Here is a 20,990-nt window from a genome sequence, read left to right as displayed (position 1 = left end):
GAATTGCCCCCGGACCGGGACTTATACCCGGAACTGACGAAGGACTACGTGGTTCTTGCCCCGGCCGCGGCATTTTTAGCGGTGTGATCAAAACCGTTGTGAGATTAGACGGTACGGTTTACTACACATAAGCGGTGGTGCACCCATACGGGTGCCTGGACCGGTGAAATGAGATGTATCGGGCCGGTTTGAAAGGCCGGACCAGATCATCCCGAACAGAAGGATGGAGAAGTCAATGGTGACTCTCGGTGAGGTATTCCTCAGTGAGCTCGCGGGAACGGCAATTCTGATATTGCTCGGCTGCGGAGTTGTAGCAAACGTGGCACTGACCAAAACGAAGGGCAACGGCGGAGGGTTCCTGCTGGTGAACTTCGGCTGGGGCCTTGCCGTCTTCGCCGGTGTCTTTGTTGCCGTGCAGTCCGGTGCCCATATCAACCCGGCCGTCACCCTTGGTTTCGTTGCCAACGGGGCAGACGAACTGGCGCCCGGCGTGGAGATGAGTTTCACGGCCGTCCTTGTGTACCTGGCAGGGCAGTTGCTTGGTGCCATGATCGGTGCATTTGTGACCTGGCTGGCCTACAAGAAGCAGTTCGACGATGAGCCGGACGCCGCCAACATCCTTGGTGTGTTCTCCACCGGCCCGACCATCCGCGCCTACGGCTGGAACCTTGTCACCGAGGTCATCGGCACCTTCGTGCTGGTCTTCGTGATTCTGTCCTTCAGCGGAACCCCGAACGAAATCGGCCCCCTGGCCGTAGCGCTCCTGGTGCTCGGTATTGGCGCATCGCTCGGCGGGCCGACGGGATACGCCATCAACCCTGCGCGTGACCTTGGTCCGCGTATCGTGCATGCCCTGCTCCCGATCCGCCACAAGGGCTCCAGCGACTGGTCCTACTCGTGGGTGCCGATCCTCGGACCCATCATCGGCGGTGTCCTGGCCGGCCTGGTCTTCAACGGCCTGCCCATGCCGGTTCTCTAGCACTTTTTCCCAGGAAGACCGGTCCGGGGGTTCCGGTTACGGGCGGAAGATCCCGCCCTCCATCCATCTATCTGTAAGAGGAGCGACTCATGCCTGATTCGACATACATCATTGCCATTGACCAGGGCACTACCAGCAGCCGTGCGATCGTGTTTGACCACGACGGCAACATCGTTTCAACCGGCCAGAAGGAACACGAGCAGATCTTCCCGCGTGCGGGCTGGGTAGAGCACGACCCCGAGGAAATCTGGACCAATGTGCGCGAGGTGGTCGGCACCGCCCTGTCGAAGGCGAACCTGACCCGCCACGACATCGCAGCCGTCGGCATCACCAACCAGCGTGAAACTGCCGTTGTCTGGGACAAAACCACGGGTAAGCCGGTCTACAACGCCATTGTCTGGCAGGACACCCGCACCCAGCCGACCGTGAACGAACTGGCCAAGGACGGCGGCCTGGACCGCTACAAGGACCGCGTGGGCCTGCCGCTGGCCACCTACTTCTCCGGCACCAAGATCAAGTGGATCCTGGACAACGTGGAAGGGGCACGGGAACGTGCCGAAGCAGGGGACCTGCTTTTCGGCAACACCGACTCCTGGATCGTCTGGAACCTCACCGGTGGAACGGACGGCGGCGTGCACATCACCGACGTCACCAACGCCTCCCGCACGCTGTTCATGAACCTGGAAACCCTGACCTGGGACGAGGAGATCCTCAAGGACTTCGGCGTGCCGGTGTCCATGATGCCCCAGATTAAGTCCTCCTCCGAGGTCTACGGCACCGTTCACACGTCGCAGCTGCTGCGTGAAACCCCCGTTGCCGGCATCCTCGGCGACCAGCAGGCAGCCACGTTTGGCCAGGCAGCGTTCGGCCAGGGTGCCGCCAAGAACACCTATGGCACCGGCTGCTTCCTGATCTTCAACACGGGCGAGGAGATTGTCCGTTCCGAGAACGGGCTGATCACCACGGTGGCGTATCAGCTCGGCGATGCCAAGCCGGTCTACGCCCTTGAAGGCTCCATTGCGGTCACCGGTTCACTGGTTCAGTGGCTGCGGGACAACCTGGGCATGATCCAGAGTGCCCCTGAGGTTGAGGCCCTCGCCAACGAGGTCACCGACAACGGCGGCGTCTACATTGTTCCGGCCTTCTCCGGCCTGTTCGCACCGCACTGGCGTTCCGATGCCCGCGGCGCGATTGTCGGTCTGACCCGCTTCGTGAACAAGAACCACATTGCCCGCGCGGCGCTGGAGGCCACCGCTTTCCAGACGCGCGAGGTGCTTGATGCCGTGAACGCAGACTCCGGCGTTCCGCTGACCGAACTGCGGGTCGACGGCGGCATGGTCGCCAACGAGGCGCTCATGCAGTTCCAGGCCGACATCCTGGGCGTCGACGTGGTCCGGCCCAAGATCGTGGAGACCACTGCCCTCGGCGCCGCCTATGCAGCCGGCCTCGCCGTTGGCTACTGGAACGACACCGACGAGCTGGCCACCAAGTGGGCGGAAGACAAGCGCTGGACCCCGCAGATGGAAGACAGCGAGCGTCAGCGCCAGATGCGCCTGTGGTCCAAGGCCGTCACCCGGACCTTCGACTGGGTCGACGACGACGTGCTGTAACCACATGGACGCGTTGTAACCACACCGCGCCTGTTTCAGCGGCAGGGCGAGGGCCCCGGCGGAATTTCCGCCGGGGCCTTCGCCGTCCCCGCGATGGAGCCCGACGGCGACCCGCCGGGGCCGGTGTTTGACCCTTATCCCCCTGGTCGGTAGCGTTCTGGCAGCATCAAAGGTGATGCAGGTCACGAAAGCGGGAACCAGTGTTGGAAACACCTACGGCAGGACGCGGGGGACTGCCGGCCGCTGTCATCGGAGCAGGGCCCAGCGGGCTGGCGGCCATGCGGGCACTGTCCCGGCAGGGGCTGGAGTTTGTCGGCTTTGAACAGCACACCGATGTGGGCGGGCTCTGGAACATAGAGAATCCGGCCAGCACCGTGTATGAATCCGCCCATCTCATTTCATCCAGAACCACTACCGAGTTCGCTGAATATCCCATGCCTGCGGGCACTCCGGACTATCCCGGGCACCGGCACCTGCAGGAATACTTCCGCGGGTACGCAGACAATTTCGGCCTGCGCGGCTCCATCCGGTTCGGGACACGGATCACCGCCGCCACGCAGGACGACGGCGGCTGGCAGCTGTCGTGGCGCAGTGCCGACGGCGGTGCGGGCAGCGGCAGGTTCAGTGCCTTGATTGTTGCCACCGGCACGCTGCACACCCCGTTCGTGCCCGAGTTTCCGGGAACCTTTTCCGGTGAGATCCTGCACTCGGCGCACTACAAGAACCCCGCCGACCTGGCCGGCAGGCGCGTTCTGGTCGTGGGTGCCGGCAACAGCGGCTGCGACATCGCCGTGGACGCCGTGCACCATGCGGCGGCCGTGGACATCAGTGTGCGCCGCGGTTACTACTTCATCCCGAAGTACATTTTCGGCCGGCCCACCGACACGCTGAACCAGGGCCGCCCGCTGCCCCGCCCGCTGAAGCAGTTCATCGACAAGCGGCTGCTGCGGATGTTCACGGGCGATCCCCGCCGCTTTGGCTTCCCCGAACCGGGCTACCGGATCTACGAATCGCATCCGGTGGTCAACTCGCTGATCCTGCACCACCTGGGCCACGGCGACCTCCAAGTGATGCCGGACATTTCCCGGCTCGACGGTCACACGGTGCACTTTCGCGACGGCAGCGCCCGCGAATATGACCTGATTCTGCTCTCCACCGGCTACGTCCTTTCCTATCCCTTCCTTGACCGGGCCGAGCTGGGCTGGAACGGCCCGTCGCCGTCGCTGTACCTGAACATGTTCAGCCGGCAGGCGGAAAACCTGATCGTCGTGGGCATGGTGGAAGCCTCCGGTCTGGGCTGGGAGGGCCGCTACAAGCAGGCAGAACTCGCAGCCGCTTATCTGGCCGCGCAGGTCCATGCACCACAGCGCGCGGCCGGGTTCCGGCAGGCCATCGCCGGACCATCCCCTGACATGACCGGCGGCTACAAGTACCTCGGATTGGACCGGATGAGCTACTACGTCAACAAGGACGCGTACCGGGCGCAACTCGCCGCCCATCTGGCGCTGCTGCACCCCGCGGACCCTCCGGGCGGCCAGACAGGCCAGCCAGCGGTCCAGCCAGCGGCCGCGACCCAGGGCGGGGTTGGCACCCATGCCCATTGACGACGTCGTACTGAACTTCACCCCCGCCTCGCTGATCGTCCTGAACGCGGTCCTGGCCCTGATCATCCTCGGGATCGCCCTGGAGGTCCGCCCGTCCGACTTCCGGACCGTTGCCCGCCATCCCAAGGCGGTGGTGCTGGGCATCGGCGCCCAATATTTGCTCCTGCCTGCCGTCACCGTCGGGCTTGCCCTGCTGCTGGACGTGCCGGCGTCGATCGCGCTGGGCATGATCCTGGTGGCGTGCTGCCCGCCGGGCGGAATTTCCAATGTGCTGACCTACCGGGCCGGAGGCAACGTCGCCCTGTCGGCGTCAATGACGGCGGTATCGAACCTGGTGGCCATCGTGGTCATGCCGCTGAATGTGGCGCTTTGGGCGTCGCTGAACCCGGCCACCGATGCCCTGATGCGCGACTTTTCCCTAAACCGTGCCGAGATGCTGGTCCAGGTGCTGCTGATCATCGGGGTTCCCTTCGCCATCGGCATGCCGTTGGCCCGGCGCTTTCCCGCCCTGACCGCCAAGGCGCTGCCGTGGGTGCAGCGGGTGGGACTTGTGGCGCTGCTGGTCTTCATCATCTCCGGCACGGCCAGCAACCTCGGACCGCTGCGCGAGCACCTGGGCACCATTTTCCTGGTAGTGCTGCTGCACGACGCCGTTGCGCTGGCCGTCGGATACTGGACCGCAGCGGCAGCCCGGCTGGGGGAACCGGACCGCAGGGCCTTCGCCTTCGAGGTGGGCGCCCGCAACACCGGGCTGGGGCTTGGCCTGACGCTCACCTTCTTCGCCGGACTCGGCGGCATGGCCATGATCGCCGCCTGGTGGGGGATCTGGGACATCCTGGCCGGCCTGCTGCTGGCCACTTGGTGGCGGCGGCGGGATGCCCGTAAAGCAGCCCGGGCCTCCGCCATACCCGGAACAACCGAAACCCCAGGACCTACCGCTCGAAAGGAAGCCCCATGACCCGGGTCTGCATCACCGGAGGCAACGGCTTCCTCGGCAGCGCGGTTGTTGCCCGGCTCCTGGAAGACCCGCAGATCTCCCATGTCCTGTCCCTGGATATCCGCGAACCTGCCCCGGCGCGCCGCCTGGACGGGGTCAGCTACGCCCTGGCCGATGTTTGTTCGCCCGGCGTGGGCCGGCTGCTGGCGGAACACCGGATCGAAACCGTAGTGCATCTCGCGGCGATCGTGAATCCGGGCAAGGACACCACCCGAGAGCAGGAGTTCGCCGTAGATGTGACCGGTTCCCGGAACGTGCTGGCGGCCTGCATCGACGCAGGGGTAAAGCATGTGGTCATCTCCTCCTCCGGCGCGGCCTACGGCTACCACCCCGACAACCCGGCCTGGCTGCGGGAAAACGATGCACTGCGCGGCAACGACGAGTTTGCCTACAGCCACCACAAGCGCCTGGTCGAGGAGGAACTGGCCCGCTTCCGGCAGGAGCATCCGGAGCTGAAGCAGACCATCTTCCGCATCGGCACCATCCTGGGCGAGCGGGTCCGCAACCAGATCACCGCCCTGTTCGACGCACCGCGGCTGCTGCGGGTCGCAGGCAGCGAGTCCCCGTTTGTCTTTGCCTGGGACACCGACGTCGCCGACGCCATGGTCCGCGCCGTAGTGACCGGGCGCAGCGGCATTTTTAATGTGGCAGGCGACGGCGCCCTGACGGTCCGCGAGATCGCCGGACTGCTGGGCCGCCGGACACTCACGGTTCCCGCCCCGGTGCTGGGGGCGGCCCTGTGGCTGGGGCACCGGCTGAAGCTGACCGTGCATGGACCGGAACAACTGCGGTTCCTGCGCTACCGCCCGGTGCTGGACAACACGGCCTTGAAGGAAGACTTCGGCTTTACCCCCACCTACACCAGCCGCGAGGCGTTCCTGGCCTTCCGTGCCGCCCGGGATGCCGCCGAACAGTCCGGGCCGGCCCCGACAGCACGGGCCCGGACTGCGATTAATTGATGCTCAGAAGTAACTGACACCGTTGGTTTTGAACGGCAGGCCCAAACCGCCTGCCACTTCCGCAATGAGCTCGGGGCAAAAGAAGTACCAGTTCAGCGCGGCGATCAGCGGTTCCCCCTCGACGCATTGGATCCGCAGGACGTCGGCGACCACCTCGGGGGAGTCCGGGGCGTTCTTGGGCCGCTCCCACAGGAGGATGACTTCCTCGCCGTCGAACCAGTGGATGCTCGGCCGGTAGAGTTCGGCGGCGTCCGGACCGAAGGTGTGGCTCATCGATCCCGTGCGGATCTGCTCGTGTCCGGTTTCGCTGACGTTGCCGACGACGTCGGTCCGGCCAGTGGACAGGAACAGGCGCACCATCGCGTCGATGTCGTAGGCGGCAAACGCGTCGGCCAGCTGCCGCAGCACCGCCCCATGGGGAGTGGGCCGGGCTGCCTCGGGCCCCTCCAACCCGGTGATTGCAGGACGGTTGCCGGCCTGTGCCGCCTGCAACGCAACCCGCCCCCGGTGCAGGGCGCTCTTCACGGCTCCGGTGGTGGTGTCGAGGATGCCGGCGATCTCAGCCAGAGGGTAGGAGAAAACGTCCTTGAGGACCACGCACGCCCGCTCCCGCGGCGGCAGCGCAAGCAGCAAGTGCCGCAGGGCCTCCTCCACAGCCAGATTGACCAAGGGGTCCACTGGAGCGTCCTCGGGAAGGTCGATGCTTGCATCCGTCCAGTCAGCCGGGGTCGTCCTGCCGCTGCGTCGGAGGGAGTCCAGCCAGGTGTTCGTGGCGATCCGGATCAGCCACGCCTGCGTGTTGGTGATGGGTTCGTGCCGCTGGGATGCGTCGGCCAGGGCCTTGGCGAGGGTTTCCTGCAGCAGGTCCTCGGCGTCCCACACATTGGGGGTGAGGCTGCGGCAGTAGCGGTAGACCGACGCCCGGACCGGCTCCAGGGCCACGAGGAAGTCCCGCCGTGCCTGCCGCAGGTCGCCGCGCAGCCGGCCGTCGACTTCCGCTGCCTGCTGCTTTGCTGATGAATCCAACTCGACTGACATCTACTTCCCCTTTTCCCAAGGACCCTGTGCGCAGCACGCTTCACGGTCGGCTCGTCCAAAAGCATGGCACTGTGCCACGTTTCTATCCGGTAGACGCACGGACGCTCCGAAAAGATACGTAAGGCGAAGGAATCAGCATTTGTGCGGCAGAATCGGCACATGGAGCTGCCTGAAACGCTGGAACTGCACAAACCCCTGGACCTGCCGGAGCCGCTGGTGCTGCACACGCTCCGGCTGACCCTGCGCCCCTACACCTCGGGGGACCTGGCCGCCGTGCACCGCTTCGCCTCCGATCCGCGGCTGACACAGTTCGTGGAATGGGGGCCGAACACGCTGCAGGACAGCCGCGGTTTCCTTGCCGCCTGCCTGGCCGAAGAAGCGACCGTGCCGCGGCAGGCCTATACCTTTGCGCTCACCCTGAAGGACGGCGGCGCTCCGTTTGGCTCCGTGGGCCTGACACTCGACCAGGCACAGCCCGACCTGGCAGCACCCGAGCCGGCTGCACTCAACGCGGAAGCACCCGACCCGGAAACCTCCGGCACCGGAGGCCGCACCGCAGAAACCGGCTACGTCATCGCCGCCGAGCACTGGAACCGTGGCTACGCAACCGAGGCCGCCGCCGCCGTCGTACATTTTGGCTTCACCGTGCTGGGACTGGACCGGATTTCCGCGACCTGCCGCCCCGGCAACGAAGCCTCTGCCCGGGTGCTCGAGAAGACCGGCATGGTCCTAAAGCGGCGGCTTCCGGCGCACAAGCTGATCCGCGGGCAGTGGGAGGATTCGCTGCTGTACTCGATGGCCCGCCCGGCGCTTCGCTGACCGCTTCCCGCCGCTTCACGCACCCGCGGTTCGGCTGGTGTACGGGCGGTGCTGTTGTAAAGTGGAAAGATGAACGCTTCCCTCCTCCTTAGGTAGCCGCGCACCGTTCGTGCGCGGCCAAGCCCCTTGCCTGCCGAGGGGCTTTTGTGTGTCTGGGGGAGAGCGTGACGGAACTTGCGTTTTAAGCGGCGGAACCGGCATGGACCGGGAACCGCGGATCAACAGGATTTCTTTGAGGACAGAGGCGACAACAGTGAGTACGCAGTCACAGACGGATGAGTCTGAAGAGGCCGTCTACAGTTTTGCGGACATCGAGCAGAAGTGGCCGGCGGTCTGGGATGAGCTCGGCGTGTTCAAGCCCGCCGACGACGGTTCCAAGGAACGCCGCTACGTGCTGGACATGTTCCCGTACCCCTCCGGCGACCTGCACATGGGCCACGCCGAGGCGTTCGCCATGGGCGACGTCGTCGCGCGCTACTGGCGCCAGCTGGGCTATGACGTGCTGCACCCGATCGGCTGGGACTCCTTCGGCCTGCCGGCGGAGAACGCCGCGATCAAGAACAACGCCCACCCCAGCGACTGGACGTACCGCAACATCGACACCCAGGCGGCGTCGTTCAAGCGCTACGCCATCAGTGTTGACTGGTCCCGCCGGATCCAGACCTCGGATCCCGAGTACTACCGCTGGACCCAGTGGCTCTTCAAGCGCTTCTACGAGCGGAACCTGGCCTACCGGAAGAATTCCCCAGTCAACTGGTGCCCGAAGGACCAGACCGTGCTGGCGAACGAGCAGGTCGTCAACGGCGCCTGCGAACGCTGCGGCACCCAGGTCACCAAGAAGTCCCTGAACCAGTGGTACTTCAAGATCACCGATTACGCCGACCGGCTGCTCGATGACATGGACCAGCTCAAGGGCCACTGGCCCGAGCGTGTGCTGGCCATGCAGAAGAACTGGATCGGCCGCTCCGAAGGCGCGCACGTCCGGTTCAACATCGAAGCCGACGGCGACAAGCCGGCCGAGCAGGTCACGGTCTTCACCACCCGCCCGGACACCCTGTACGGGGCAACGTTCTTCGTCGTTGCAGCCGACGCCCCGCTGGCCGTCGAGCTGACCACCGACGAGCACATGGACGCCCTGCTGGATTACCGCGAGCAGGTCAAGGCACTCTCGGACATTGAGCGGCAGTCCACCGAACGCGTCAAGACCGGCGTGTTCACGGGCCGCTACGCCGTGAACCCGCTCAACGGCGAGAAGCTGCCCGTCTGGGCCGCCGACTACGTGCTGGCCGACTACGGCACCGGCGCGATCATGGCCGTGCCCGCGCATGACCAGCGCGACCTGGACTTCGCCAAGACCTTCGACCTGCCGGTGCGCCCGGTCCTGGACACCGGTGAAGAGGATCCGTCCGTCTCCGGCACCGCCACCACCGGCGAGGGCACGCTGATCAATTCCGGCAAGCTGGACGGACTGCCGAAGTCCGAAGCGATCCCGGCCGCCATCGCCATGCTCGAAGAACAGGGCACCGGCGAGAAGTTCGTGAACTTCCGGCTGCGCGACTGGCTGCTCTCCCGCCAGCGGTTCTGGGGCACCCCGATCCCGATCATCCACTGCGAAAACTGCGGCGAGGTTCCGGTTCCCGATGACCAGCTGCCGGTTACGCTGCCCACCGGGCTGCGCGGCGAGGCACTGGCCCCCAAGGGCACCTCGCCGCTGGCCTCGGTCGAGGACTGGGTCAACGTCCCGTGCCCGTCCTGCGACGGTCCGGCCAAGCGCGACACCGACACCATGGACACCTTCGTGGATTCGTCCTGGTATTTCATGCGCTTTGTCTCTCCGCATTACACCGACGGACCGTTCGATCCCGAAGCTGCCAAGAACTGGATGCCGGTGGGCCAGTACGTGGGGGGCGTCGAGCACGCCATCCTGCACCTGCTCTACGCGCGCTTCTTCACCAAGGTCGTCCATGACATGGGCCTGCTGGAAACCAGTGAGCCGTTCAGCTCGCTGCTGAACCAGGGCCAGGTCCTCAATGGCGGCAAGGCCATGTCCAAGTCCCTCGGCAACGGTGTGGACCTGGGCCAGCAGCTGGACAAGTTCGGCGTGGACGCCGTGCGCCTGACCATGATCTTCGCCTCCCCGCCGGAGGACGACGTCGACTGGGCGGACGTTTCGCCGTCGGGCTCGGCCAAGTTCCTGGCCCGCGCCTGGCGCCTGGGCCAAGGTGTCACCAGCGAACCCGGCGTCGGCTTCGCCGGAGGCGACAAGAAGCTGCGCGCCCTGACGCACCGCACCATTGCCGATGCCACCGATCTGCTGGAGAACAACAAGTTCAACGTTGTGGTGGCCAAGACCATGGAACTGGTCAACGCCACCCGCAAGGCGATCGACTCCGGTGTCGGCGGCGCGGACCCCGCAGTCCGTGAAGCCGCCGAGACCGTGGCCATCATCCTGAGCCTGTTCGCCCCGTACACCGCCGAGGACCTGTGGTCCCTGCTGGGCCGCCCGGCCTCGGTGGCCAACGCCGGCTGGCCGGCCGTCGACGAGGCACTGCTGGTTCAGGACACGGTCACCGCCGTCGTCCAGGTCCAGGGCAAGGTCCGTGACCGGCTCGAGGTCCCGGCCGATATCAGCGAAGAGGACCTGCGCGAACTGGCGCTGGCCTCGGATGCTGTGCAGAAGACGCTCGACGGGCGAGGCATCCGCACGGTGATCGTGCGGGCGCCCAAGCTCGTGAACGTCGTTCCCGCGTAGGCTGACCGCAGGACGGGGAAGACGACGCGCAGCGGGCCGGGGGCAAAGATGAATGTGGATTGGCGCCAGAAGCTTGCTGCGCGGGCGAAGCGGGGGCGGGGCCGGAATCCCGGCGCTGCCTCCGCCCCGCGGGTCGGCGTGGTCACCGATTCCACTGCCGCGCTTCCGGACGGTTGGGCTGAATCAGCCGCCGTCACGGATCTGGTGCGGGTAGTTCCGATGCCGGTCATGATCGGCGACCAGATTTACGGCGAGGGCACCGACCGCATGATCGGTGCCCTCGCTTTGGCGTTGGCGCAGGGCTCCGAGGTGCGTACTTCCCGGCCTTCCCCGGGGAAGTTCGAGGCAGCCTACGCCGAGCTGGCTGCGGCCGGCTGCTCTGCCATCATTTCCCTGCACCTGTCTGCCCATCTGTCTGGAACCGTTGATTCTGCCCGGCTTGCTGCCCGTACGGCGCCGGTGCCCGTGACTGTCATAGATACCGCTTCGGTGGCCATGGGCCTGGGGTTTGCCGTGGCGGCGGCTGCCGAAGAAGCGCGCGACGGCGGCTCGGCCACGTCCGTGGAGGCGGCGGCCCGCGCTGCCACAGCTTCCAGCACGCTCCTCTTTTATGTGCCGAGCCTGGAGCAGCTGCGCCGCGGCGGCCGGATCGGTGCAGCTGCGGGCTGGCTCGGTACCCTGTTTGCGGTCAAGCCGATCCTGGTGGTGCGCGAGGGCAAGGTGGTTCCGCTGGAGCGGGTGCGTTCGGCGCCCCGCGCCCTGGCCCGGCTCACCGAACTCGTGCAGCAGGAAATTGCGGCACGGTCCGGCCGGGTACGTGTGGCTGTGCACCACTTCGGGAATGAAGCCGAGGCCGAACGGCTGGCCGGTGCCATTGCCGGTGACGCTCCCGACGCTGAGCTGATGATCTGCTCGCTGCCGGCTGTCCTGGCCGCCCATGCCGGGCTTGGCGTGCTCGCCGTGGCCGTGGTGGGAACGGTTACGGATCCTGCCGCCTTGCCTGCGGGACCGGTACCTCCGGATGCTGCCGGAACATCATCGGGAACCACTACTGGAACACCGCCGGTAACACAGCCCGAGACCCGGGCCTGATCCCTGCCGTCATTCCCAGACCGCGCCCTCCTGCACAGAAGCCATCCATGCGGCGGCGAGGCGGGAAGCGCACACATTCGCGGCAGGAGCTGCCATAGGGCGTCCAACGCCGCTCTAGGTTCAGTGCATGGCAGAGCACCGCTGGGACACCGAGCCCTCCGCAGCCGACGATCCAGGCACCCGACTTCCGATCCGCCGGCGGTGGCAGTTGTCATTCCGGGCGGCCGTCCTGGCGGTGTCCCTGTTGCTCGGTACGGCTGCGGCCTTTGCCGTGTTCCGCGGAGGGGACGATATCGAGGTCAGCAGCGTGGAATTGGATCCGCCGCAGGCCGGGGACGCCCCGTCCACGGGAGGGGGCCACGGTGGGTCTCCGGTCCCTGGCGATGCCGCCGGCGAAGCCGGTGGGACCCCGACCGGGTCTGCTGCCGGCAACAACTCTTCTTCCGGCAATGAAACGCCTGCAGCCGTGCCTGCCGTCCTGGTCGTCCACATAGCCGGTGCCGTGATGCACCCGGGCGTCGTCCGCGTTCCCGCCGGCAGCCGCACTGTTGATGCAGTCGATGCCGCCGGCGGTGCGGCGCCTGACGCTGACCTGGCCGCCGTGAACCTGGCGGCTGCCCTGCAGGACGGGGCAATGGTGCTGGTGCCCCGTATCGGCGATCCGCCGCGTCCCGTATCGGCTGCCCAGCCGCCCGACGGCAGCCTGGGCAGTGGAACAGGAACCGGAACCGGCACGGAAGCCGGCACTGGCGCGGGGTCGACCGCAGGCGCCTTGATCAACCTCAACACCGCCTCGGTCCAGGAGCTGGACACCCTGCCGCGGGTGGGCCCTGTGATCGCCGAGCGGATTGTGGCTTGGCGGCAGGCGCACGGGGCATTTTCGCGGCCGGAAGATCTCGACGCCGTTCCTGGTATCGGGGAGACCATGCTGGCGGCACTTCTTCCGCTGATCACGGTTTAGGGCTCCCAATGCGCGGCCCTGAGATACCTGACTTTGGCACGGGTTGCCAGGTTTCGGTTGTAGCTGAATCGTGGAGTTATTGCGGAGGGTCTTGTAGGACGAGGCCTTCGTCGCCGGGGAGAACTTTGTCCTGATCCCGCTCTGCGTCGTCCTCGTCATTCAATGCAATCGCGTCGCCCGGTGAGCAGGGGGCAGTAGCCCCGATACTGTACGACTTCTCAGGTGCATCAGTATCGAATTCAGCCCGGAGGGCGGGACTGCCCTCTGCAAAGACGGTCGGGTGCGTTGTCGGATTTACCGTGCGTACGTTCATGCCGAGGAACTCCCAATACTCGGCGACGTGACCACGGAATGGCACGAGTTTCTGGCGAAGGAAATCGATTACCTGAAGAGGGTCGGTTCCGGGGAAGTACAGATATATTTGTATGATCGCGAGAAGTCGCGGATCATTGAAATGCTCGGCACCCCGGACCAGAACACGCAGCGCACGATCACGTATATTCCCGGAACATTCACGAGTCTGAAGAGTTTCTATAATCTTGAAGTTCGGCAGGTCTCGCGTTACATAACGCGCTTGGATCCGCATACGGTCGCGTTCGTTTATAAGGACGGGCTCTTCCCGGGGAAGACCAGCGAGAGGGTGGGCATGACCTGAAGCGTCTCGGTGAAGCCAATGATCCACAGCTTGGCCTAGACGCCGGTAAGCAGTTGGCGGGCTTCCAGCAAGGGATGCGAACGGACCCGCTGCTTCAGGGCACTGAGCAGATCGGCATCGGGCATAGCTGGGGGTATCAAAACCTCACGAGTTCTGAAATCTATGGTGCCGACTATGACAAATCCATTTCCCTGTCTGGGGCCGGGATGCAAGAAGACTGGGTGCCGGATGCGGATACGGCGTACTCGAACTATGTTTACGGTGCGGATGCCTTACATAGGACGCAAAATATCCCAGGAGGGTTGGTTTGGGACGGTAATGTTCCCGGCAAGCATGATTCGTTTACGCAACACAAGTACTATAGACCTAATCGTGGAACCAAGCTGCCTGATATATCGATGGAGGACCACTCTCTCATTGCGAGTGATAGCGCAGACAATGCAGAAGCGCTTGAGGACATGTACCGAGAGGTGACGGAATGATTCGAGTACGACGCACTGCCGCAGTTTTTGTGCTGCTGTTAGGCCTTACTGGTTGCGCAGACGATTCGTCCGTGGCGCCGACACCTGGGAGTTCAACGGAGAGGGACGCACCCGTGGATATAGAGTTGACGTGGCAGGAAGCCAAGGCCCGGACGCAGGCTATGGAACTGGAAATCGCCAATTCCATTCCCGCAGATAAAGTGGCCACGGTGGATCAGCTCCCGACGGGTGCTGTGATCGATTGCAGCGATACTTTGGTGAACTGGCACGGGGCCACCACTGTTACTTTGACTGCAGGGACTGAGCCGGAGCCTCTCGTTAGGGCCATTCAAGCGAAGTATAAGGACAGCCGGTTCACCATTAAAATCCGGGACCCCGCTCCGGCGGGACACTATGAAGTGCAGTTGCGCTCTCCTGATACCGCAGAAATGTACATCATCGGAGCGGGAGGGGATCCCGGTACGATCCGTATTGCTTCGGGTTCTGTCTGCTTCGCCTGGGTCGATGACGGCAAGTATAAGCGTGGGAAGTTCTAGGGTTCCCTGCGCAGTGAGTTCTGTACCGACACCTGCGGGTTCAGCGGAAGGGGACACACCCGTGGCGAAAAAGGGTGATGTGGCGGGAAGCCAAGGCGCGGACGCAGGCTATGGAACTGGACATCGCCAGTAGCAGATTGGGTGATCCTGACGTCTTCGGGGAACGGAAGCGGGTTGCCGGAGGCGTTGAAAATACCTGTCGCGTGCCCTGCAGCGAGATGAACCAGCCAGACGGCTGAGTTGCGGACTTCGATCATGGCGGTTGGCAGCTCCGGGCGGCAGGCGGAACTTCAGTTCCGCGGTGGCATACCTGAAGCAGATGGAAGCAGGGGACGTACAGCTTTACCTCTAGCCCCGGATTGTGGAAATGATCGGCACTCCAGACCCCAACACACGGCACGTGATCACCTACGTTCCGGGGACGTTCACCGGAATGACCAGCTTCTACACAGGCCCCATCACGGGTAACGGGGTTGTGTGGGATGGAAACAGCCCCATTCATCGCGATGAGTTCGACCAGAACTTCTACCGCGGACCCGACGACGACGAACTCGACGGTGCGATCAACAGCATCGAAGAAGGGAACATCCTCATGGATAACCACAGCCTCATCGCCTCCAACAGCGACGACAACATGAAAGCGCTGGAAAACATGCTGAAAATTGTGACTCGATGAGGGCGTGGAGCGGTGCCATGACGTTGTTGCTGGTGGGTCTGCTAGGGCTTGCCGGTTGTGCCGGAAACCCAAACGCGAGTTCAACCGAGCCACCTGCGCCAACGGCTGCTCAAACACAGAAGGAACCGATGAACGCTGAACTCACCTGGCAGGAAGCCAAAGCCCACACCCAGGCCATGGAACGGGAGATCGCCGCACTGATCCCGAAGGATGCTGTTCTCTCAATCGATCAACAGCAGACGGGCGTGCTTCTGTCCTGCAATAAGACCCAGCACCACTGGGCTGCTTCAACGACGGTCACGGTCGCCGAAGGAACCGAGATAGAGCCCATCGTGCGAGCCATCGAAGCCCACTACCGGGCGAACGGAACCGAAGTATCCGTCGATAGGGATATAAATGAAGACTATCGGATCCAGATCGACCCGCCTGCTCCAGGGGAGAGTCATCTCGTCTCCGAAGGATTCTCCCCAAACGAAATCCGTATCGCGTCAGGGTCTGCGTGCTTCACCTTGCCCGAGGGCACCTACCCAGGCGGGGATTTCTAATAGCCCTCCCGCCTCATAGGTGGTTCCTGCACAGGAGCGGCCGGCCCCGCCCACGCCTGTGTATTTCCACAACAGAGAGCTGCCTTTGGGTGGGCCCTTTCGCCGGAATTAGGTTCGGGACATGGCAGAGCACCGTTGGGACACCGAACCCTCCTCAGCAGTGATCGATTCAGCAGTGATCGATCCGGACCACCCGATCGGCGGCTTTTGCCTATCGGGGCGGGACACCGGGCGGTGAGGCCATGCTGGTGGCCCTTCTTCCACTGATAACGGTGTAGGCCGTCCGATGCCGACCCCTGACATTCCTGACGATGACGCGGGGACCTTTGGAGGTCGAAACAGTCGGCGCAGCCGCTGGGACCGTTACGCCACAGCCGCAGTGGGTCGAAACGACGAGGTTCAGCGGGGGAGGCAGGAGTTTCCGGCTGCCCGTCGCGCGGGCGGCCTTCGCCCGGCGGCGACAGCGGTGCTGCAACGGATCCGGGCGGTCATGCCAAAAGGGGGCTCTGCCCGGACAAGTGTCTATCCGTTGTTGGAGTTGCGGCTGGTGCCGGTGGCTGCCGCATCCTGGGTTGCCGCTGCGCTGGCAGTGCGGGCGGGAAGCCGTGGAGCCTGCATAGCCGCGGCAGTCCTGGCCGGAACCGCGGCGCTGTCGCTGGTCCTGGCCCTGATTCCCTCAGCCCCGGGAACACGCCTCTTTCCCCTGGCCGGACGTCTTGCCCGGACTGTGGCTGCCCCCTTGGCGGCAGCGGGCATGGTCTGTGTGGGTGCCGGCGTGCTTGTGGCTGAACGCACTGCCGGCCCCATTGGTCCCGCCATCTCGGCCGGAGCGTCAATCACCGGTGAGTTTCGCGCTTCAACTGATGCCCGGGCGGTGGCTTCCGACCGCTTTGACGGCGGGTCCCGATACGCAGTGGAGGCGGTCCTGACGGAAGCCACGGCAGGCGGCGAGCGGTTCGGTGCGGCGGCGACAGTGCTCGTGCTGGGCGGCGGCGGCTTCGCAGACGTCCATCTTGGCGACCGTTTCTCTGCCGCTGGCAACCTTCAGGCAGCCGGGCCGGGGGAGCGGGCGGTGGCATTGCTGTATGCAAACGGAACCCCGGACGTTGAACCGGCGGGCGGGTGGTACGGACAGACCGCAGAGATCCGCGTGGCCTTTGCACAAGCAGCTGCCGGGCAGGCCGACATGCTGGGGGAGGATGCTGCCGGGCTGCTGCCGGGCATGGTCCTGGGGGACCGGAGCACTTTGGATAAAGACCTCGAAGCGGCGATGCAAAACACCGGGCTGACGCACCTTACCGCTGTATCCGGAGCCAATTGCGGTTATCTCCTGGCGTTCGTTTTCCTCACGGTCCGGTCGGTGCGGCTGCCCCGGGCCGTGGCATCGGCGGCGGGAGTGCTCGCGCTGGTGGGTTTCGTCCTGGTGGTGCGTCCGGATGCCAGCGTCCTGCGGGCGGCCGTGATGGGCGGGCTGGGAACGCTTGCGGTGCTCTCCGGCCGGGGCAAATTACCGGCGGCCCTGCTGAGCCTGTCCATCACTGTCCTGCTGGCGGTGGATCCCTGGCTCAGCGGCAGTTACGCGTTTATCCTCTCGGTGCTCGCGACGTCGGGACTGATCCTGCTGGGCCCGCGGCTGACGGAACTGCTGTCGCGTCGGATGCCGTGGCCGCTTGCCGCAGCCCTGGCCGTTCCGCTGGCCGCGCAGCTGTTCTGCTCACCGGTCCTGGTGCTGCTGCAGCCGCAGGTGCCGGCCTACTCCCTGCCGGCCAACATTGTTGCCGCACCCGTGATCCCGCTGGTGACCGTGGCCGGCATGGCAGCGGCCGTGCTGACGGCTGCCCTACCGCCGCTGGCCGCACCGCTTTTACTGGCCGCCGGAGCGGGAGCCGCATGGACCTCGTTCGTTGCCCGGTTCTTCAGCTCGCTGCCCGGTGCCCTCCTGCCCTGGCCGGGAGGCGCAACTGGGGTGGTGTTGATGGCCGGCGCCGGCGTCGCGGTCATCTGGGTTGTCCTCCGGGCGGGAAAGGCGGGAAGCACAGTAAGCGCAGGAGAGACAGCAAATGCATCCAGTGCGGCAAGCGCAGGCAGGCCCCGCGGGAGGGGCTGTCCGCCAGTCGACCTGACAGCCGCGGTTCCGCTGGCCGTGGCGCTGCTGCTTCTGCCGCCGGCAGCTGTGGCCGCCTGGACCTACCTGATGCCCGGTCCGGCGCCGCCGGGGTGGAGCGCGGTGGTCTGCGACGTCGGACAGGGAGACGGGCTCGTGGTGCGGACGGCGGAGCACAGCGCGCTGGTCATTGACGCAGGTCCCGACCCGGAGGCGATGGACGGGTGCCTGAACCGGCTAGGGGTCAATACGGTTGACCTGCTGATCCTGACCCACGCCCACTTGGACCACTACGGAGGAACAGAGGGAGTGCTGCGCCAGCGTGAAGTGCACCGGATCGCCTTTTCCACGGCTGAGGCGGAGCTTCCCCCGCAGTTGGACGCACTGCTGAAGGGATCCGGAGCGGAGCTGACCCGGCTGACGGAGGGCATGTCGGCGCAGGCGGGTCCGGTGAAGTGGGATGTCCTCTGGCCGCCCAGCAACAGCCCGCAGGCCACCGAAAACGACGCCAGCGCCGTCGTCCTGGTCACAGTCGATCCGGAGCCTGATGCGCAACCGGCGGAACCCCGGCTCACGATGCTGCTCACCGGGGACATTGAGGAGGACGCCGCCCTCACCCTGCTGTCTCGTAATGCCTGGCTGAGGGCCGACGGCGTGGATGTCCTCAAGGTGCCACACCACGGCGCGAGGAACGGCGGGACCGCGCTGATCACGCAACTCAGGCCTCGCGTGGCACTGATCTCGGTGGGAGCTGACAATGACTACGGCCACCCGGGACCGGCCATCCTCTCCGCACTGGAGGACACCGGAACCACTGTGGCGCGCACCGATCTGCTGGGCTCGATCAGCTTGGATATGGACGGGAAGACGTTGAGAGTCGGCGGGCTGGATGGGCGCTAAAGGGTCCGAGGCGGACGAATCGGCTGGACGGGTAATGTTGGAGTGTCGCCTTACCCGTTTGTCGTTGTTCCCACCCCAGGAGTCTGTTCGCTGTGAATCCGGCCGTCCCCTCTTCCAAACGCAGCACCTCGAAGACCGCCGGCAAATCAGCGGGCAAGACGGTCTCCTGGCGCGAGGTCGAACCCGCACCGGTGGTACTGCTCAGCGGGCCGGAAGACTATCTGGCAAGCCGGGCGATGGAGCGGATCCGCACCATCCTGCGCGAGAACCAGCCGGACACGGAACTGGTCCGGATGGATGCGGCCACCTACGCCGCCGGTGAACTGACACTGCACTCCAGCCCATCGCTGTTCGGCGAGGCCAAGATCATTGAGGCGACCAACCTGGCGACGATGAATGAAGAGTTCCTCGTTGACACCCTCGGCTACCTCACTGATCCTGCTCCGGATGCGGTGCTCGTCCTGCACCACGGCGGCGGAAACCGCGGCAAGAAACTGCTGGACGCCGTAAAGGCTGCCGGAGCTCCCGTGGTTGATTGCCAGCCGTTCAAGAAGGACACCGAAAAGCTGGAATTCGTGGCGACGGAGTTCAAGGCGGCACGACGGCGGATCGATCCCGCGGCGTCGCGCGCCCTGGTCGCAGCGGTCGGTTCCAAACTGGCGGATCTGGCAGCCGCCTGCCGGCAGCTGATCAATGATTCCAGCGGCGAAATCACCGAGGAGCTGGTGGAGAAGTACTACGGCGGGCGGGTCGAGGCCACGGCCTTCAAAGTCGCTGATGCCGCCCTGGCCGGACGCGGAGGCCAGGCCCTGTCCATGCTCCGCCACGCCCTGGACACCGGCGTCGATCCGGTGCCGCTGGTGGGTGCCCTGGCCATGAAGGTGCGGGCGGTGGCGAAAGTGGCGAACCTTCGCGGATCCTCCGCCGCCATGGCCAAGGAACTGGGTATGGCACCCTGGCAGGTCGACCAGGCCCGCCGCGACGCCCAGCACTGGTCCCAGGAAGGCCTGATCAAGGCGGTCCAGGTCTTGGCGGAAGCCGACGCGCAGGTCAAGGGTGCCGGGCGGGATCCGGTGTACGCCGTGGAGCACGCCGTGACCGTGATCTCGCTGGCCGCCGCAGGACGCTAAGCGGGAGCTCCGCAGGAAGCAGGAGCCTGGCCAGCCCGGGTGAGCCGGGTTGGAACCGGTTAAAGCAGTCCGGCCGGCCCCCGAAGGGACCGGCCGGACTGATGAAGACTAGGGCAAGAACAACTGCCTAAAACACGACTGCTTAGAGCGCGTTGACCTTCTTGGAGATGGCCGACTTGCGGTTGGCTGCGTTGTTCTTGTGGATAACACCCTTGCTGACGGCCTTGTCCAGCTTGCGGCTGGCGTTGGCCACCGCTGCGACTGCTGCATCCTTGTCGCTGGCCTTGAGGGCAGCGTCAACGGAGCGGATTGCGGTCTTCAGCTCGGACTTCACCGAGTTGTTACGCATGCGCGCCTTCTCGTTGGTGAGGATGCGCTTCTTCTGGGACTTAATATTGGCCACTTATAAACTCTCTTTGTATTGCGGACTTGGTCGGTGAGGGAATTTCAGCCCAGACATTGACTGAGCGGCGTGGGGATACCGTAATGGCGCCTGAACTGAAGTGCCCGTCGACCTGCGCGGACACACAGCAATAAATGTTAGCAGAAGTTGGGGGAGATGGCCCGTTGGCTCTCAGCGCACGGCGGCAAGGCCCCGGGCTACCCGGTCAAACGCGGCGCGGGGGAGAACCGCACCCTGCCGCCGGACGGCGTTCGGGTCCAGCTGCAGCACGCGGTCCAGCTTTACTTCGCTTGGCCGGCCCTGGGAATCCCAAGGCCCCGTGCCGACGTCCACGTAATCGGGGTCCGATTCCCGGCCGTTGTTCCGGTCGCGGCTGGTCATCATCAGGGCCAGCAGCCGGGATCCCGAGCGCCCGATCAGTAGCACCGGGCGGTCCTTGCCCTGTGAGTAGTCGTCCTCATAGGGCACCCAGGCCCAGACCACTTCTCCGGGATCAGGCGAGCTGTCCGGCGTCGGGGCGTAGACCGGGGTGACCTTGCCTGAATAGTCGCCGGGGTAGGCGCGTGACGGCTGAGGCCGGGACGTGCCCGACGGCGTGGCCCTGGACGTGCGTGAAGGCTGAGTCCGGGTCCGGCGCGTCGCCGGCGGCGTGCTGCCCGGACGGGTGAGCAGGCGCAGGGCCGAACGGAGCAGGGACAGGAGGGAACGGTTTGAGGACATCTCCCTACGCTATTACGTTCTGTGCAAA

General features: G+C 65.2%; 19 protein-coding genes. 16 read left to right on the top strand and 3 right to left on the bottom strand.

Annotation, left to right across the window (positions count from 1 at the left end):
• Nucleotides 1-238 precede the first annotated feature (238 nt).
• From KKR91_RS10065 to KKR91_RS10045, 5 genes are all read left to right on the top strand, one after another.
• On the top strand, nucleotides 239-979 hold the full coding sequence (locus KKR91_RS10065) for an MIP/aquaporin family protein (protein ID WP_210229773.1): 741 nt from the start codon (nucleotides 239-241) through the stop codon (nucleotides 977-979).
• 89 nt (nucleotides 980-1,068) lie between these two features.
• The gene (gene glpK, locus KKR91_RS10060; protein WP_210229202.1) at nucleotides 1,069-2,589 is read left to right on the top strand and encodes a glycerol kinase GlpK; all 1,521 of its coding nucleotides are present in this window, start codon (nucleotides 1,069-1,071) and stop codon (nucleotides 2,587-2,589) included.
• A 203-nt stretch (nucleotides 2,590-2,792) separates the two neighbouring features.
• Entirely contained in the window at nucleotides 2,793-4,193 is a 1,401-nt protein-coding gene (locus KKR91_RS10055; RefSeq protein ID WP_237687339.1) for a flavin-containing monooxygenase, read from the top strand.
• Complete coding sequence (locus tag KKR91_RS10050; protein WP_210229200.1) at nucleotides 4,183-5,151, top strand: bile acid:sodium symporter family protein; 969 nt, start codon at nucleotides 4,183-4,185, stop codon at nucleotides 5,149-5,151. Before KKR91_RS10055 ends, KKR91_RS10050 begins: the two co-directional genes overlap by 11 nt.
• Complete coding sequence (locus KKR91_RS10045; protein WP_210229198.1) at nucleotides 5,148-6,149, top strand: SDR family oxidoreductase; 1,002 nt, start codon at nucleotides 5,148-5,150, stop codon at nucleotides 6,147-6,149. The genes KKR91_RS10050 and KKR91_RS10045 overlap by 4 nt, the downstream gene beginning before the upstream one ends.
• 3 nt (nucleotides 6,150-6,152) lie before the next feature.
• Here the strand turns inward: KKR91_RS10045 and KKR91_RS10040 are convergent, their stop codons facing one another.
• Nucleotides 6,153-7,187, bottom strand: a complete 1,035-nt coding sequence (locus KKR91_RS10040; protein WP_210229196.1) for an RNA polymerase sigma factor — start codon at nucleotides 7,185-7,187, stop codon at nucleotides 6,153-6,155.
• A gap of 159 nt (nucleotides 7,188-7,346) precedes the next feature.
• On the opposite strand from KKR91_RS10040, the gene KKR91_RS10035 reads away from it, so the two are divergent.
• From KKR91_RS10035 to holA, 11 genes are all read left to right on the top strand, one after another.
• Nucleotides 7,347-8,006 carry a GNAT family N-acetyltransferase gene (locus tag KKR91_RS10035; RefSeq protein WP_210229194.1) on the top strand — a complete coding sequence of 220 codons (660 nt, stop codon included), beginning with the start codon at nucleotides 7,347-7,349 and terminating at the stop codon, nucleotides 8,004-8,006.
• Nucleotides 8,007-8,259: 253 nt separating this feature from the next.
• Nucleotides 8,260-10,758, top strand: a complete 2,499-nt coding sequence (gene leuS, locus KKR91_RS10030) for a leucine--tRNA ligase (protein ID WP_420481388.1) — start codon at nucleotides 8,260-8,262, stop codon at nucleotides 10,756-10,758.
• Between the two features lie 48 nt (nucleotides 10,759-10,806).
• Nucleotides 10,807-11,850, top strand: coding sequence for a DegV family protein (locus KKR91_RS10025; protein WP_210229190.1), 1,044 nt, complete (start codon nucleotides 10,807-10,809; stop codon nucleotides 11,848-11,850).
• Nucleotides 11,851-11,977: 127 nt separating this feature from the next.
• Nucleotides 11,978-12,811, top strand: a complete 834-nt coding sequence (locus tag KKR91_RS10020; protein ID WP_210229187.1) for a ComEA family DNA-binding protein — start codon at nucleotides 11,978-11,980, stop codon at nucleotides 12,809-12,811.
• A 340-nt stretch (nucleotides 12,812-13,151) separates the two neighbouring features.
• Nucleotides 13,152-13,466 (top strand): hypothetical protein, encoded by a 315-nt coding sequence (locus tag KKR91_RS10015; RefSeq protein ID WP_210229185.1) that lies wholly within the window; start codon nucleotides 13,152-13,154, stop codon nucleotides 13,464-13,466.
• 53 nt (nucleotides 13,467-13,519) lie between these two features.
• Nucleotides 13,520-13,948, top strand: a complete 429-nt coding sequence (locus KKR91_RS10010) for a hypothetical protein (protein WP_210229183.1) — start codon at nucleotides 13,520-13,522, stop codon at nucleotides 13,946-13,948.
• Nucleotides 13,949-14,061: 113 nt separating this feature from the next.
• A complete protein-coding gene (locus KKR91_RS10005) occupies nucleotides 14,062-14,484 on the top strand; it encodes a hypothetical protein (RefSeq protein WP_210229181.1) in 423 nt (140 codons plus the stop codon).
• 361 nt (nucleotides 14,485-14,845) lie between these two features.
• The gene (locus tag KKR91_RS10000; protein ID WP_210229179.1) at nucleotides 14,846-15,160 is read left to right on the top strand and encodes a hypothetical protein; all 315 of its coding nucleotides are present in this window, start codon (nucleotides 14,846-14,848) and stop codon (nucleotides 15,158-15,160) included.
• Nucleotides 15,161-15,177: 17 nt separating this feature from the next.
• Nucleotides 15,178-15,705, top strand: a complete 528-nt coding sequence (locus tag KKR91_RS09995; protein ID WP_210229177.1) for a hypothetical protein — start codon at nucleotides 15,178-15,180, stop codon at nucleotides 15,703-15,705.
• A gap of 529 nt (nucleotides 15,706-16,234) precedes the next feature.
• Nucleotides 16,235-18,709, top strand: coding sequence for a ComEC/Rec2 family competence protein (locus KKR91_RS09990; RefSeq protein WP_210229175.1), 2,475 nt, complete (start codon nucleotides 16,235-16,237; stop codon nucleotides 18,707-18,709).
• A gap of 92 nt (nucleotides 18,710-18,801) precedes the next feature.
• On the top strand, nucleotides 18,802-19,839 hold the full coding sequence (gene holA / locus KKR91_RS09985) for a DNA polymerase III subunit delta (RefSeq protein ID WP_210229173.1): 1,038 nt from the start codon (nucleotides 18,802-18,804) through the stop codon (nucleotides 19,837-19,839).
• A 142-nt stretch (nucleotides 19,840-19,981) separates the two neighbouring features.
• Here holA and rpsT read toward each other — a convergent pair whose 3' ends face one another.
• Both rpsT and KKR91_RS09975 read right to left on the bottom strand, forming a co-directional pair.
• Nucleotides 19,982-20,242, bottom strand: coding sequence for a 30S ribosomal protein S20 (rpsT, locus tag KKR91_RS09980; RefSeq protein ID WP_210229171.1), 261 nt, complete (start codon nucleotides 20,240-20,242; stop codon nucleotides 19,982-19,984).
• Between the two features lie 171 nt (nucleotides 20,243-20,413).
• Entirely contained in the window at nucleotides 20,414-20,962 is a 549-nt protein-coding gene (locus tag KKR91_RS09975) for a type II toxin-antitoxin system PemK/MazF family toxin (RefSeq protein WP_210229169.1), read from the bottom strand.
• Between the last annotated feature and the right edge of the window lie 28 nt (nucleotides 20,963-20,990).

Origin of the sequence: Arthrobacter jiangjiafuii, assembly GCF_018622995.1 — a bacterium.
In the GTDB taxonomy this organism is placed as follows: domain Bacteria; phylum Actinomycetota; class Actinomycetes; order Actinomycetales; family Micrococcaceae; genus Arthrobacter_B; species Arthrobacter_B jiangjiafuii.
This window is presented reverse-complemented; position numbering and strand designations above follow the sequence as displayed.

What these genes read in the sequence shown, in the direction of transcription:
- glpK (WP_210229202.1), top strand. Translation starts at nt 1,069, where the DNA reads ATGCCTGATTCGACATACATCATTGCCATTGACCAGGGCACTACCAGC.
- KKR91_RS10050 (WP_210229200.1), top strand. Translation starts at nt 4,183, where the DNA reads ATGCCCATTGACGACGTCGTACTGAACTTCACCCCCGCCTCGCTGATC.
- KKR91_RS10045 (WP_210229198.1), top strand. Translation starts at nt 5,148, where the DNA reads ATGACCCGGGTCTGCATCACCGGAGGCAACGGCTTCCTCGGCAGCGCG.
- KKR91_RS10040 (WP_210229196.1), bottom strand. Translation starts at nt 7,187, where the DNA reads ATGTCAGTCGAGTTGGATTCATCAGCAAAGCAGCAGGCAGCGGAAGTC.
- KKR91_RS10035 (WP_210229194.1), top strand. Translation starts at nt 7,347, where the DNA reads ATGGAGCTGCCTGAAACGCTGGAACTGCACAAACCCCTGGACCTGCCG.
- KKR91_RS10025 (WP_210229190.1), top strand. Translation starts at nt 10,807, where the DNA reads ATGAATGTGGATTGGCGCCAGAAGCTTGCTGCGCGGGCGAAGCGGGGG.
- KKR91_RS10020 (WP_210229187.1), top strand. Translation starts at nt 11,978, where the DNA reads ATGGCAGAGCACCGCTGGGACACCGAGCCCTCCGCAGCCGACGATCCA.
- KKR91_RS09995 (WP_210229177.1), top strand. Translation starts at nt 15,178, where the DNA reads ATGACGTTGTTGCTGGTGGGTCTGCTAGGGCTTGCCGGTTGTGCCGGA.
- KKR91_RS09975 (WP_210229169.1), bottom strand. Translation starts at nt 20,962, where the DNA reads ATGTCCTCAAACCGTTCCCTCCTGTCCCTGCTCCGTTCGGCCCTGCGC.